The following is a 12,416-nucleotide window of genomic DNA, read 5'->3' as shown; positions in this document are numbered from 1 at the left end:
ACTGTCGTGACCGGTGCCGACACGCTGGTGTCCGTCGGGTTGCCCACGCGCAACGGAGCCGAACGGCTCGAGCGCGTGATCGGGTCGGTGCTAGCGCAGGACCACGAGCGCATCCAGCTGGTCATCTGCGACAACGCCTCGACCGACGGCACCGAGGAGTTGTGCCGCGCGCTGGCGAAGGATGACGACCGCATCCTCTACCACCGCCAGCCGGAGAACGTCGGGATCCTCGGCAACTTCATGACCGCCGGTCGGATCGCCCAGGGCGAGTTCTTCCGCTGGGTCAGCGACGACGACTGGCTGGAGCCCGCCTGCGTCTCCCGCTCGCTCCAGGCGTTCGCCGACGATGAAAGGCTCCTCCTCGTCACCACGCAGATCGCCTACACGGGCCCGGACGGCGTCACCTCGACCGCCGAGTACGAGGGCGTCGGCCTGCTGTCGGACGACCCGGTCGAGCGCTTCACCGAGATGCTCCGCATGCTCAACGAGAGCCATCTCCTGATCGACCCCCTCTACGGCCTGTTCCGCAGAGAGCCGTTGGTCGCCATCCGCAGGAGGAACATGCTGCGGGAGGACGAGGTGTTCGCGACGAAGCTGGCCCTGACGGGTCCGTGGGGGCACGTGCCCGAGGTGCTCGGTCGTCGCAACTGGAAGCACGAGACGCCGTCCATCCTCGCCCGGCGGCTCGACGTTCCCGCCTGGCAGGCGCGGTTCGCCACCACACTGCAGTGCCGCGAGATGTTGCGCTGGCTGCAGGAGGCGGAGCTCACCGACGAGCAGCGCCGCAGGGCACGGGCCGCGGTCTACCGGATGTTCCTCGTCCGTCAACAGCGGGTCGCGGCACGCCGCAGCCGCAAGCTCGCCCGGATGGCTACACGGCCCCTGTCCCGAGGCCGGTGAACCCCGCCGGTACCGGGTGACTCGCACCCGGGCCTCAGCCGGCCGTCGCCGTCCGCGACAGTCGCGCGCTCATCGCGGCCCGTAGGCCGTTCCAGCTCCTGTGCCGCTGGAACGGGATCTCGAAGACGGCCGCGAACAGCCGTCCCACGACCAGGCTGAGCGGCACGGCCAAGGCCGCGGTCACCAGGAACTTGCCCAGCCCCGGGCTCATGTGAGGACTCACCACCATCGTGCTGAGCACCACCACGATGGGGGCGTGCGTCAGGTAGAGGCTGTAGGAGAACGAGCCGAGGCTGCGGATCGGCCGGGTGTCCAGCACGCGGACCAGCACCGAGGGCCGGCCGGTCGCCACCGCCGCGAGCAGGAACCCGACTGCGGGACCGATCGCGAGGTCGATCCAGAAGAAGTGGTCGACCGTCCACGCGGAGCCGCGCACGGCGATGAGCGCCACCACGGGGAGGGCGAACAGCAGCGCCAGCCACGGCAACGGGGCCGGGCGGCGCCGTTCAGGCCGGTTGACGACACCCGCGGCGACGATCCCGATGGCGAACAGCACCGCGAACTGCGGAGTGAGCCGCATCAGCGCGTCGACGACGGCGACCCCGGACGCGAGGAGCCCGATGGCCACGACCACCGCGGTCACCAGGCCCAGCATCACGATGGCGCCGGCCCGGCGCAGCACCAGGAGCATGAGCGGGAAGACGATGTAGAGCTGGGCCTCAACGGCGATCGACCAGAAGGCCCCGTTGGGACTCGGCGAACCGGCGATGTCCTGCAGGAGCAGGCCGTACAACACCACGGTCTTCCCCGTCGGCACACCCTCGCCCGGTTGCGGGACGAGCGTCCAGGCGATCGCCAGGCTGAACACCAGGGCCGCCCAGTAGGGCGGGAGGATGCGCCACGCGCGGCGGCGGGCGAAGCGGCGAAGCCCTCCAACCTGCCAATCGTTCCTCGCGGGTGAGACAGCCAGGGAGAAACCTGACAATACGATGAACACCACGACCGCGAAGTGTCCGTACACCAGCGGGCTCAGCCACCACGGACCTGTATCGGAGGGAAAGCCGGAAAACGACATCAACCAGCAGTGATGCAACACGACGAAGAGAGCTGCGAGTCCGCGGATCCCGTCGAGCCCCGCGAGCCGACCGCGCGCCGGCGGTGTCGATGGGGGAAGGACTTTCGCGTTTAGCACGCCTTCCGCGGAGGATTCCATGTGAGTCCCTCTCGTTCATCCCCGAACGGTCACGGCATGTAACAGTTGTTAGGCGTAAGGTTTATTGGACCGTTTCAATCTATGAGCTCGCATCCATGGTTGGTAAAGTACAGTCTCTGGCGTTCACAGCGCACAAGCACGCTCAGAGGGCGGGGACCTCATGGACTTCTGGAAGACCATCCTCGATCTCGCGCGGTCTAGGTTCGTGGGGCCACCTATTGCTGTGCTGGCAATCGCGGCGGCATGCGTCGCCTACTTCCTGGTCCCCACCACCTACGTGTCCACCGCGTCGATGGTGCTGACCACGCCCGCCAGCGGCGGGACGTTGTCACCGAATCCAAGGGAAGCGGGAGGCCTGACCAACCCGCTGCTCCAGTTCAATGACGGACTCCGAACCACCGCCGGCATCCTGATCCTGGCCATGAACACCCCGGAGACGCTGACGCGGCTGGGAATCGTCAAGAACGGTGACACCCAGCTCACCATCAACGACGGCCGGACCAACCCGGAGCTCCTCGGCATCAGCACGAACGGTCCGTTCGTCTACATCGAGGTCGAGAGCAAGGTTCCCGCCAAGGCGAGTGCCACCGTGACGAGTGCGGGCAAGCTCATCCGCGAGGCGCTGTCCGAGCGGCAGCGGGAGCTCAAGGCCCCGCCGAGCACCTACATCACCATCACCGATGTGGCACCTCCGGGCACTCCCCAGGCGAAGCGCACGACGAAGTGGGGAGCGGCGGCCGGCGGGTTCTTCGCCGTCGTCATCGTGGGTCTCGGCCTCGCCTTCATGGTGAGCCGGATCCGGGCCCGCCGCCGCCGCGCCGGCATGATGCGCGCGCAGTGGTCGGCCGAGTCGAAGAAGCGGGCGCTCGCACCGTCCGACGTCCCCGTGACCCGCGACGTGAGGGATGGCGCCCAGCCGGATCGCAGGGGTTCGGGCGCGTCCGGATGGGAGGACGAGACAGCGGTCATCGTCGTCATCCCGGACGACGCCGACGGCGACCGCCACACCAGCCTGCGATTCGCGTCCGCGAAGGACGGACAGGGCTCCTCGGGTGGCCCGAAGGATCGCATCGACGACGTCTCGAGCACCAGGCCGCGGGCCGGGTGACCTCCGGTGGCGCGATCCGCGTGAGTGACGGGTCGTGGCGCCCTGGATTCGGCGATTTTCATACCTAGGCACACCGATGTCCCGGCCCGGTGAGTGGCGGCTGATCGGGGGAGGAAGCACATGGACTTCTGGGGGACGGTTCTCGTCCTGTTCCGCCGCTGGTATATCACTCTGCCTGCCTTCGTGCTGGCCCTCGGGGCCACGCTGGCCGTCTACTCGTCGGTGCCGACGAACTACGTGTCCAACGCGGTCCTCGTGCTGACCGCACCCACGACCGGTGGCACGCTACCGACCGACCCGAAGAACGCCAACGGACTGACCAATCCGCTGCTGAACTTCGACAAGGGCCTGAGCATGACCGCCTCGATCGTCATCGAAGGTCTGGGCACCCCGGAGATGATGGAGACCTTGGGCATCACCCCCGACGGCGACACCAAGGTGCAGATCGACAACGGCAGCAGCAACTTCGAGTCGCTGACGGAGTCGCCCTTCGTGTTCATCACCGGCGAGAGCGCGTCACCTGCCGAGGCGCAGGCCGTCGTCAACAGGGTCGCGACGAACGCGAAGAAGGTCCTTGCCGATCGGCAGAAGGCGCTCGACGCCCCGCCTTCGACCTACATCACGATGAACTTCGCCGTCCCGGCCACCACTCCGATGCCCGAGCAGGGCCAGCGCCTCAGGGCCGCCGCGGTGGCCCTGGCACTGGGGGCGGTGGCGAGTCTCACCGCCGCGTTCGCCGCGGAGAGCTTCGCGCAGCGCCTTCGGGTGCGACGGGCCCTGCGGCCCACGAGGAGGCCGACGAAGAGCTTCGCCTTCGACAACGAGCATTCGGTGGCGGGGCGCTGAGATGGTCGCCGATCTGAGCGGCCGGACCGCATCGCGGACCGACGGCGCGACGCTCGCCGTCCTGTTCACGTTCTCCCTCATGATCATTCCAGCCCGGCTCGTCCTCAAGGGGCTGCCGCTGTCGCTCACGCCGGCGAACGTGCTCAGCCTGATCGCCGGCCTGGCCTGGATGTGCGCGACCTTCACCACGACGCTCGGCCTGGCGAAGGGCCGGACGCCGGTCCGCACCGCGTTGTTCGTCTACGTGGTCGCGCTGCTCGCGACGTACGGCCTGGCCAACTACGGATACCTGCCGTCGGACGAGCGCAACCTGGCCGACCACGCGCTGGTGCTGGTCCTCGCCAACGTGGGGCTGGCCCTCGCGATCTGCGACGGCGTGCGTTCCAGGGAGCGGGTCGACTTCCTCCTCAAGGGCGTGGTGGTCGCCGGCGCCATCATCGCGATCATCGCCGCCTTCCAGTTCCTCGTCGACCTCGATCTCACCAAGTATCTCGAGCTTCCGGTCCTGCGTTTCGCGTCCGAGGGCGGAGACGTGGACGCGCGTGACTCGCTGCGGAGGGTCGCGTCGACGACCGCGCATCCCATCGAGTTCGGGGTGTTGTCGGCGATGGTGCTGCCACTGGCCGTGCACTACGGATTCAAGGCCAAGAGCCTGGGCCAGCCCGCGCTGCGCTGGTGGTTGTGCGCTCTCCTGATCGGCATGGGCCTGATGTTCTCGATCTCCCGGTCCGCCGTCCTGAGTGTGGGCATCGTCGGGTTCATCGTGTTCCTCGGCTGGCCCGGGCGCCGCAAGCTCCAGGCGCTCCTCGTCGTCCTGGCCTTCCTGGCGCTGATGAGAGTGATGGTCCCGGGGCTGCTCAACACGCTCTACGGCCTGTTCGCCAACTTCGGCACCGACAGCAGCGTCCAGTACCGGACGCACGACTACAGCGTCGCCGCGACCGAGATGTCGAAACACCTGTGGCTGGGCCGCGGCATCGGCACGTGGTACGCCCCCAAGTACCAGGTCTTCGACAACCAGTACATCCTGTCCGGGGTGGAGAGCGGCGTCATCGGCATCGCGGTCCTCGTCGGCATCTTCCTGAGCGGAATCTTCTCCGCGTTGCGTGCTCGCTACCTGAGCACCGATCCGTGGGCGCGTGACCTGGCCCTCACCATTGCGGCGTGCCTGGTGGCGCCGGTCGTGGGCGCGGCGACCTTCGACCTGCTGTCGTTCGCGACCGTGACGGGGATCTCATTCCTGCTCATCGGCGTGGCGGGAGCGCTGCTGCGCCTGGCGACGGCCGAGGCGGCCCAGCAGGCGATCATGGGCACCGAGGCGACTCAGCGGTGGTCGTGGCGGACCGGACGCGACGGCACCACGAGCTGGCCGGTCTTCCGCAGACCTGCCCCCGGCGCCTCCGCGCGCCGCTGACCGTTCCCCGGCCCCTCGCTCAGCCGGTCGGGGTGGCCGGCTGACCCCGGGCCCTGATGACCTCCGGCGCCGAGGCCGCGCCCGGGCGCCGTGAGATCGATGCGGCGGAGCAGCCCGAGGATCGTCAGCGCGACGAGGGCGCCTCCCGCGAGTGCGAAGGCGCGCCCGGCCAGGTAGGCCGCCTGGTTGGTGCCGTCCCCCGGCTCCAGTGAGTGGGCGAGGTCACGCAGGGCGCTCCCTCCGACCACCACCCCGATGCAGACGGCCGCGACGGCCTCGACGGCGTGCAATCCCACCAGCGTCCCGCGAGCGGCCCTGGCGGCCCTGCTCCGGGGCTCCGCCTCACGCACCGACCCCTTACACGCCAGGAGCGCGATCGCGGTGCAGGCGTAGATCAGGACGATCAGATCGCTGCCGATCGTGTCGCTGGGCCGGTGCCAGCTCGCGGTGACGGTCGACGCCCCCACTGTCGTCGCCCACAACGACGTCAGGAACACGGCGACACCGCGAAAGCGGTACGGCACGACCATGACGAGGCCGCACATCACCGACGTGGCGATCGTGGTGTGCCCGCTGGGAAAGCTCTGGTCGGCCCGCCGTTCACCCGAGGGCAGCAGAACGGGGCGCAGGAGGACGAGGCGCTGCAGGACCTCCGTGGTCACGACGGACACCACGATCATCCCCGCTCCGGACATCGCGAGAAAGACCTGCCGTCGCGCCAGGCCGATGGCGAAGACGACCACGATCGCGACGGCGAGCGAGTATTCCGTGATCTTGTCGAGGGTCGCGGTCGCCGCCGCTTGCTGCTCGCCTCCGGCGGCGAGCAGGGCTCCCCGCAACACCGCGTCCTCGAAGGCCTGTCCGGGCACCGTCCAGACGGCGAGCAGGTAGACGGCGACGAGCAGCGCCGCGCAGACGCCGCCCGTCACCGCCGCCCGTCGAACGACCTTGCGGCGCACCGCTCACCCGTCGCAGACCAGCGGGCCCACGGTGGAGGTCACCCGGTAGTCGTCGTCGATGGTGACGAGCGTGTTGTCCGACCAGTCGACGGTGGAGCAGTCCGCCTCGACGGGTCCGTAGACCCACGACTTGTCGACGAGCTTGTTGCCGCGGACGACGACGGTGCCGCGGGCGTTCTTGACCTGTATCGAGTAGGTGCCGCCCATGACGAGGTTGTCGATGACGGACACGTCGACGGCGCCGGGGTCGGTGATGAAGATCGGCGCCGTGATGTCTTTGGCGTCGCGCTGGTCGACGGTGTTGTGCTGGAAGACCAGCCCCTTGCCCGTCATGTAGGTCTGGATGCCGTCGGAGTGGTCGCCCGGCCGCGAGCACAGGTGGACGTAGGAGTCCCGGATGACGATATTGTTCCCCGACGCGCGGAAGCCGTCACCGTGCCCGCGCACCAGCACCCGCGTGGCGGTGTAGTCGGTGTCGCCGACGCCCGGGGCGGTCACGCAGTCGTCCGCCTTCCCCACCGTGGAGTCGGTGATGGTGAACGAGTAGGTCTTGTCCGCGTAGCTGTCCAGGACGCTGCCGTCGATCTGGCTGTTCTTGATGGTCACGTTCTCGGCGGTGATGAGCAGGTCACTGGCGATGTGCACGCTGTCGAGCACGGTCCCTGCGGCGGTGACGCGGTAGATGCCGTCTTCGTTGAGCGGCAGCGGGGTCAGCTTGGTGCCTGGAGGCACACCTGTGCATGCGGGGGTCGGATAGGCGGAGCAGGAGGGCCGCGGGGACGAGGAGGGGGAGACCGGGGGAGTAGAGGAGGGAGAGACCGGGGGGGTAGAGGAAGACGTGGGGGATGGGGACGGCTTCGCCTCCGATGGCGTGCACGCCGCCAGAGCGACAACGGCCGTGGCTAGCGCCACCGCCGGTAGGGCCTTTCGCATCGCATCACACTCGCCTCTCAGGGTCGGGCCGACGCGATCAATTCTGCCCAGGAACCGGCGGACAGGTCGCGCGCACTTATGGCCGATACGGGAAGCGGCCACTGAATTCCCAGATCGGGGTCGTCGTAGCGCACGGAGACGTCCTCTGCGGGCTCGTGCTCGCGATCGATGCGGTAGCAGACATCCGCGTCCGTGAGCGCCTGGAATCCGTGCAGCAGACCTGGCGGCACGTAGAGCGTGACGAACGTCTCGTCGTCGAGCAGCACCGACGTCTGGACCCCGAATGTCGCAGAGTCCGGCCGGGCGTCCACCAGGACGTCGTGCACCGCCCCTCGAGCGCAGCGGACCAACTTGGCCTCTCCGCGCCCCGATCGGCCGTGCATGCCGCGTATCGTGCCCTGCCGCGACCGCGACTGACTGTCCTGCAGGAAGGCGGCGTGGTCGAGGCCGGCCTTGGCGGCGAGCTCCGCGTCGAAGGTCCTGGTGAACAGTCCACGATCGTCACGGTGCGGTGTCGGTATGAAGAGCAGTACTCCGTCTATCGCGGTTCGCTCTACTCTCATGTCGTGATCCCTCCGATTGTCAGCATTGTCGTGCCCGCGCACAACGAGGAGGCCGTGCTCGCGAACGGGTTGAGCCGCCTGCTCGACGGTACGGCGCCGGGCGAGTTCGATGTGGTGGTGGTCGCCAACGCGTGCTCCGACCGGACCGCCGAGGTGGCCGCGAAGGCCGGCGTGCGAGTTGTGGAGACGGTCGCGCCCGGCAAGGCTAACGCGCTCAGGCTCGGCGACGAGGAATGTCGCACGTTCCCCCGCGCCTACGTGGACGCCGACGTGGAACTGACCGCGCAGTCGGTGCGCGCGCTTGTCGCGGCGGCGGCCGAGCCAGGAGTGCTCGCCTGCGCTCCCGTCCCCCGGTGGGACCTGAGTGGAGCCGGCCGGATCGCCGTGCGCGTCCACAAGGTCCACGAACAACTGATCGCCCCGTACCGCGCGCTTTCCGGGGTGGGCGTCTACGTACTGACCGAGGAGGGGCACGCCCGGGTCTTCCCGATGCCGGACGTGATCTCCGATGACGGTCTGGTGCACCGGAGCTTCACCCCCGAGGAGCGGCGGGTCGTCCGGGACGCCTGGTCGCTGGTCCGGCCGGCCAGGACGGTCTCGGGGCACCTGAAGCGCCGCGTCCGCGTACGGCAGGGCAACCGCCAGCTCGACGCACTGGGAGCGCCCCTGCCCGAGGGGCGCCTCGAACTGGGCGCCCTGCGCGCCTTGGTGGCCACCCGGCGGGTGAGCCCGCTCGACGCCGCCTGCTATCTGGCGGTGCTCGTCCTGGACAGGGTGCTCACCCGCGTCCGCACCCTTCGGGGACGTCAGGGTCATTGGGGCACGGACGCGAGCAGCCGTACGGCGATGGGTGGGTAGGGCCGACCGCCACCCCGTCCTGTCGCTTCCTTCGTTCAGGAGCCTGCCGCATCGTAAGCGGCGAGCAGCGCCTTGGCGGAGTTCTCCCAGGACAACGGGCCCGCGACCCGGGCCTGCCCCAGCTCGCCCATCGTGCGCCGCGCGTCGGGGTCGTCGAGCAGCTGTGCGATCAGCTCGGCGAACTCGGCCTCGTCGTTCGGCTGCGCGTACAGTGCGGCCTCTCCGGCCGACACACGGGCCTCGCGGAGGTCGAACGACACGATCGGCCGCTTCATCGCCATGTACTCCATGATCTTGTTCATGGTCGACACGTCGTTGAGCGGGTTGAACGGGTCGGGGGCGAGGCAGACGTCCGCCGTCGACAGGTAACGGAGCAGGTCCTCGTCGGGGATGCGGCCGGTGAACTCGACCATGTCCGACAGGCCGAGCTCGTGGGAGAGCGCCACCATCGCCTCGAAGGTGTCGCCGCCGCCGACGAAGACCGCGTGCCAGTCGGTGCGCCCGACCTTGTCACGGAGCAGCGCCAAAGAGCGCAGAGCGTAGTCCACACCGTCCTGCGGCCCCATCACGCCCAGATAGCACAGCAGGTACGGCTTGCCGCGCTTGATGGACTCTTCGGCGGGGACCGCGTGGAAGCGCTCGACCACGGGGGCGCTGCGCACGACGAAGACCTCGTCGGGCTTCTTGCCTCCCCGGGTGAGGGCGGCGTCGCGGTAGCTCTCGTTGGTCGCGATGACCACGTCGGCCGCCTGGTAGGTCTTGCGCTCCAACCGGCAGACGAGGCGGTAGAGGAAGTCCTCGCCGCGGGTGAACCGCGACAGGTACAGCTCGGGTACCAGGTCGTGCTGGTCGAAGACGAACCGTGCGCCGTGCCGCTTCATCCTCTTCGCCACGATGTACAGCAGGTCCGGCGGGTTGCAGGCGTGCACGATGTCCACCGGCCCGACGCGGCGCGCCAGTCGTAAGGTGTGCCACAACGACAGCCCGTACTCGCGGACGTAGCCAAGCGGACCACCGGTCGCCGGCCGCAGCGGATACCGGTGGATCTTCACCCCGTCGATCTCGGCCTCTGCCTCGGTGTCCCTGTTGGCGCCCTGAGGGCAGATCACGTGGACGTCCCAGCCGGCGTCGCGGAGGGTGGTGCATTCCTGCCAGACCCGCCGGTCGAAGGGGACGGACAGATTCTGAACGAGGATGAGTGCTCTACCAGCCAAGGCCAACGTATCCCGGGTGTGCCCGACGCGCCTCTGCGTCGGGAAGGCGAACGAGGTCGATGATCGTGCGTTCTCCCGCGTTCTCGAGCGCGCTCAGGACGGCGGGATCCTTGCTGCCGACGACACAGACCTCAGCGTGCGCGAGGACTTCGTCGGCGGAGTTGGTCAGCAGGTCTCCGAGGTGGGGGAGCCTGCCGTCGATGTAGTCGCGGTTGGCGCCGAGCAACCGGGACAGAGACACGTTCGCGTCGTAGATGCGCAGGTCGTAGCCCTTGCCGAGGAGACGCTCGGCCAGTTCGACCAGCGGGCTCTCCCGCAGGTCGTCCGTGCCGGGCTTGAACGACAGGCCGAACAGCCCGATCCGCCTGCTGCGCGTGGCCGTCACCAGGTCGAAGGCCCGGCGCAGGTGCTCCTCGTTGGACGGCAGGACGTGGGAGAGCAGCGGTACGGACACGTCCGCCCGCCGGGCGGCGTACACCAGGCCCCGCAGGTCCTTCGGCAGGCATGACCCGCCGAACGCGAAGCCCGGCCGCAGGTACGCCGGGCTGATGTTGAGCTTGCGGTCCGCCAGGAAGACGTCCATGACCCGGTGCGAGTCGAGGCCGAGCGCCTGGCAGATCGCGCCCAGTTCGTTGGCGAAGCTGATCTTCAACCCGTGGAAGGCGTTGTCGGCGTACTTGGCCATCTCGGCCACGGCCACGGGCACGCGGAAGACGTCGCCGGGCAGCCCCTCGTAGAGGGCGGCGACGATGTCGCCGCTGGTGGAGTCCAGTTCGCCGATGACGGTCTTCGGCGGCTCGAAGAAGTCACGGACGCTCGTGCCCTCGCGGAGGAATTCCGGGTTGACCGCCACACCGAAGTCGACGCCGGCGATCCGGCCCGAGGCCTTCTCCAGGATGGGGATGAGCAGGTCGGTGCAGGTTCCGGGCAGCATGGTGCTGCGGAACACGACCGTGTGCCAGCCCTCCTTACCCGATAGGGCGTCGCCGATCTCCTCGGCCACGCGCTCCAGGTATTCGGTGGAGAGGCTTCCGTTGGGCGCGGACGGCGTGCCGACGCAGATGAGGGAGACGTCGGTCGAGCCGATCGCCTCCCCGACATCGGTGGTGGCGCGGAGCTTCCCGCTCCGCACCGCCTCGGCGGTCAAATCGCCGATCCGTTCCTCGACCACCGGCGCTTGCCCGGAGCTGATGAGATCGATCTTCACTGGGTTCACGTCGACACCGACGACGTCGTGTCCCTGAGCGGCGAAGCATGCCGCAGAGACACAGCCGACGTAGCCGAGCCCGAAGACGCTGATCTTCACAGTGTGCTGTTTCCTCCGTCGCGTCAGGTGGCACACCTGGACATTCCAGGTCAGGCGGGTGCTGTGGCCTTGTTCTCGTACGCCAGTGCGATGTCTTCGGGCATCCGCTCCAGGTCGGAGCAGCGCAGGAAGTCGCGCAGTGTCGTACCAGTGCACGCAACATCGACGTTCGGAGCCTCGCGCCGGTTTACCACGTCGTCCAAATGGACGCTGCGGAAGTCGATGCTGTAGCGGGTCCGCCCGGAGGTGTTGGGCACCGAGGAGTGCAACTGGTTGCCGGAGAAGATCATGACCCCACCCGGTTCCGGCACCAGGGTCACGCGAGGCTCGAGCTCGATCGGCTCCTCGGGCTTGGGCTGGTCGCGCGTGTCCTTGCCGATGTGCTCGGCCGCGTTGAACCGGCTGGTGCGGTTCCACTCGTAGTAGTCGTAGCGGTGTGAGCCGTTGCGGACGGGGTTGTCCCAGTAGCGCGGGTGGAACGTCATGACGTTCTCGGGCACCACGGCGAAGACGGGGATCCACCAGTTGACCTGGCTCAGCGGAGCCGAGTACCAGGTGTCCCTGTGCGGATGGAAGGCGTAGGCGATACCGGTGGTCAGGTAGTCGTTCGACGTGGACGAGCGCAGGCGGGGCACGTCGAAGTACGTCCGATCCGTGTCGCATCCGTAGGACGCGAGCAGGGCCTGGATCAGTTCCTTCGACTGCGGGTGATGGATGAATCTCGGCTTGAGTTCGGCCAGGATCGCGGCGAACCGCTCGACGGGCAGATGATGTTGGGCGGTCTCCGGGTCGAGCCCGTCGAACGCCTCGACGATCAGCTGCTCGGCGAATTGGACCAGCGCGCGGGACTCGGGCCGAGTTTCGTAGATGAATACCTGGCCCTGGAAGAGGCGAGAACGCCGCTCGTCGTCACTGAATCCCGGATTTGAATAGATCGCAGTCACAATGAGGGAATCGCCTGCCCTTGTCGTCGCGTTACCTGTGGATCAGGATACTTCATGATCATTCGGGCGTTGGCCGCAAATGGTGTGGGCGGGTGGATGGCTCGGGGGAATGGAAGTACATCCTCGAGGATCATCCTCTGAATACGAGATAATACGCA

Annotated in this window: 12 protein-coding genes; 5 read left to right on the top strand and 7 right to left on the bottom strand. The window is 68.2% G+C overall.

The annotated features are described in order from the left end of the window. The first annotated feature begins 6 nt into the window (after positions 1 to 6). Positions 7 to 900, top strand: a complete 894-nt coding sequence (locus Pph01_RS14250; RefSeq protein WP_204073559.1) for a glycosyltransferase family 2 protein — start codon at positions 7 to 9, stop codon at positions 898 to 900. 34 nt (positions 901 to 934) lie between these two features. Here the strand turns inward: Pph01_RS14250 and Pph01_RS14245 are convergent, their stop codons facing one another. Further along, a complete protein-coding gene (locus Pph01_RS14245; RefSeq protein WP_239116688.1) occupies positions 935 to 2,092 on the bottom strand; it encodes an acyltransferase family protein in 1,158 nt (385 codons plus the stop codon). 244 nt (positions 2,093 to 2,336) lie between these two features. Between Pph01_RS14245 and Pph01_RS14240 the strand changes: the two genes are divergently transcribed. The 3 genes from Pph01_RS14240 (at position 2,337) to Pph01_RS14230 (ending at position 5,481) form a co-directional block, all read left to right on the top strand. Beyond that, positions 2,337 to 3,221 carry a hypothetical protein gene (locus tag Pph01_RS14240; protein ID WP_204073557.1) on the top strand — a complete coding sequence of 295 codons (885 nt, stop codon included), beginning with the start codon at positions 2,337 to 2,339 and terminating at the stop codon, positions 3,219 to 3,221. A gap of 120 nt (positions 3,222 to 3,341) precedes the next feature. After that, positions 3,342 to 4,067 (top strand): GumC domain-containing protein, encoded by a 726-nt coding sequence (locus Pph01_RS14235; RefSeq protein ID WP_204073556.1) that lies wholly within the window; start codon positions 3,342 to 3,344, stop codon positions 4,065 to 4,067. Between the two features lies 1 nt (position 4,068). Then, positions 4,069 to 5,481 carry an O-antigen ligase family protein gene (locus tag Pph01_RS14230; protein WP_204073555.1) on the top strand — a complete coding sequence of 471 codons (1,413 nt, stop codon included), beginning with the start codon at positions 4,069 to 4,071 and terminating at the stop codon, positions 5,479 to 5,481. Here Pph01_RS14230 and Pph01_RS14225 read toward each other — a convergent pair. The 3 genes from Pph01_RS14225 to Pph01_RS14215 all read right to left on the bottom strand — a co-directional run bounded on the left by Pph01_RS14225 (position 5,391) and on the right by Pph01_RS14215 (position 7,936). Next, positions 5,391 to 6,440: a phosphatase PAP2 family protein gene (locus Pph01_RS14225; RefSeq protein WP_204073554.1), complete on the bottom strand. Its 1,050-nt coding sequence runs from the start codon at positions 6,438 to 6,440 to the stop codon at positions 5,391 to 5,393. The two genes, Pph01_RS14230 and Pph01_RS14225, sit on opposite strands and share 91 nt — an antisense overlap. Before the next feature lie 3 nt (positions 6,441 to 6,443). Next, on the bottom strand, positions 6,444 to 7,172 hold the full coding sequence (locus Pph01_RS14220; RefSeq protein WP_204073553.1) for a right-handed parallel beta-helix repeat-containing protein: 729 nt from the start codon (positions 7,170 to 7,172) through the stop codon (positions 6,444 to 6,446). A 218-nt stretch (positions 7,173 to 7,390) separates the two neighbouring features. Beyond that, positions 7,391 to 7,936 carry a dTDP-4-dehydrorhamnose 3,5-epimerase family protein gene (locus Pph01_RS14215; RefSeq protein WP_204073552.1) on the bottom strand — a complete coding sequence of 182 codons (546 nt, stop codon included), beginning with the start codon at positions 7,934 to 7,936 and terminating at the stop codon, positions 7,391 to 7,393. 3 nt (positions 7,937 to 7,939) lie between these two features. Here Pph01_RS14215 and Pph01_RS14210 point away from each other — a divergent pair, with 3 nt between their 5' ends. Next, positions 7,940 to 8,794, top strand: coding sequence for a glycosyltransferase family 2 protein (locus tag Pph01_RS14210; RefSeq protein WP_204073551.1), 855 nt, complete (start codon positions 7,940 to 7,942; stop codon positions 8,792 to 8,794). Between the two features lie 35 nt (positions 8,795 to 8,829). On the opposite strand, the gene Pph01_RS14205 is transcribed toward Pph01_RS14210, so the two are convergent. Genes Pph01_RS14205 through Pph01_RS14195 form a run of 3 tightly spaced genes read right to left on the bottom strand, consistent with a single transcriptional unit; the run spans position 8,830 to position 12,258 of the window. Further along, positions 8,830 to 10,008: a glycosyltransferase family 4 protein gene (locus tag Pph01_RS14205; RefSeq protein WP_204073550.1), complete on the bottom strand. Its 1,179-nt coding sequence runs from the start codon at positions 10,006 to 10,008 to the stop codon at positions 8,830 to 8,832. Continuing rightward, a complete protein-coding gene (locus Pph01_RS14200; RefSeq protein WP_204073549.1) occupies positions 9,998 to 11,314 on the bottom strand; it encodes a nucleotide sugar dehydrogenase in 1,317 nt (438 codons plus the stop codon). Before Pph01_RS14200 ends, Pph01_RS14205 begins: the two co-directional genes overlap by 11 nt. A 50-nt stretch (positions 11,315 to 11,364) precedes the next feature. After that, complete coding sequence (locus Pph01_RS14195) at positions 11,365 to 12,258, bottom strand: phytanoyl-CoA dioxygenase family protein (protein WP_204073548.1); 894 nt, start codon at positions 12,256 to 12,258, stop codon at positions 11,365 to 11,367. Positions 12,259 to 12,416: the final 158 nt, after the last annotated feature.

This window comes from Planotetraspora phitsanulokensis (assembly GCF_016863295.1).
Taxonomy (GTDB): Bacteria; Actinomycetota; Actinomycetes; order Streptosporangiales; family Streptosporangiaceae; genus Planotetraspora; species Planotetraspora phitsanulokensis.
This window is presented reverse-complemented; position numbering and strand designations above follow the sequence as displayed.

What these genes read in the sequence shown, in the direction of transcription:
- Pph01_RS14230 (WP_204073555.1), top strand. Translation starts at nt 4,069, where the DNA reads ATGGTCGCCGATCTGAGCGGCCGGACCGCATCGCGGACCGACGGCGCG.
- Pph01_RS14235 (WP_204073556.1), top strand. Translation starts at nt 3,342, where the DNA reads ATGGACTTCTGGGGGACGGTTCTCGTCCTGTTCCGCCGCTGGTATATC.
- Pph01_RS14215 (WP_204073552.1), bottom strand. Translation starts at nt 7,936, where the DNA reads ATGAGAGTAGAGCGAACCGCGATAGACGGAGTACTGCTCTTCATACCG.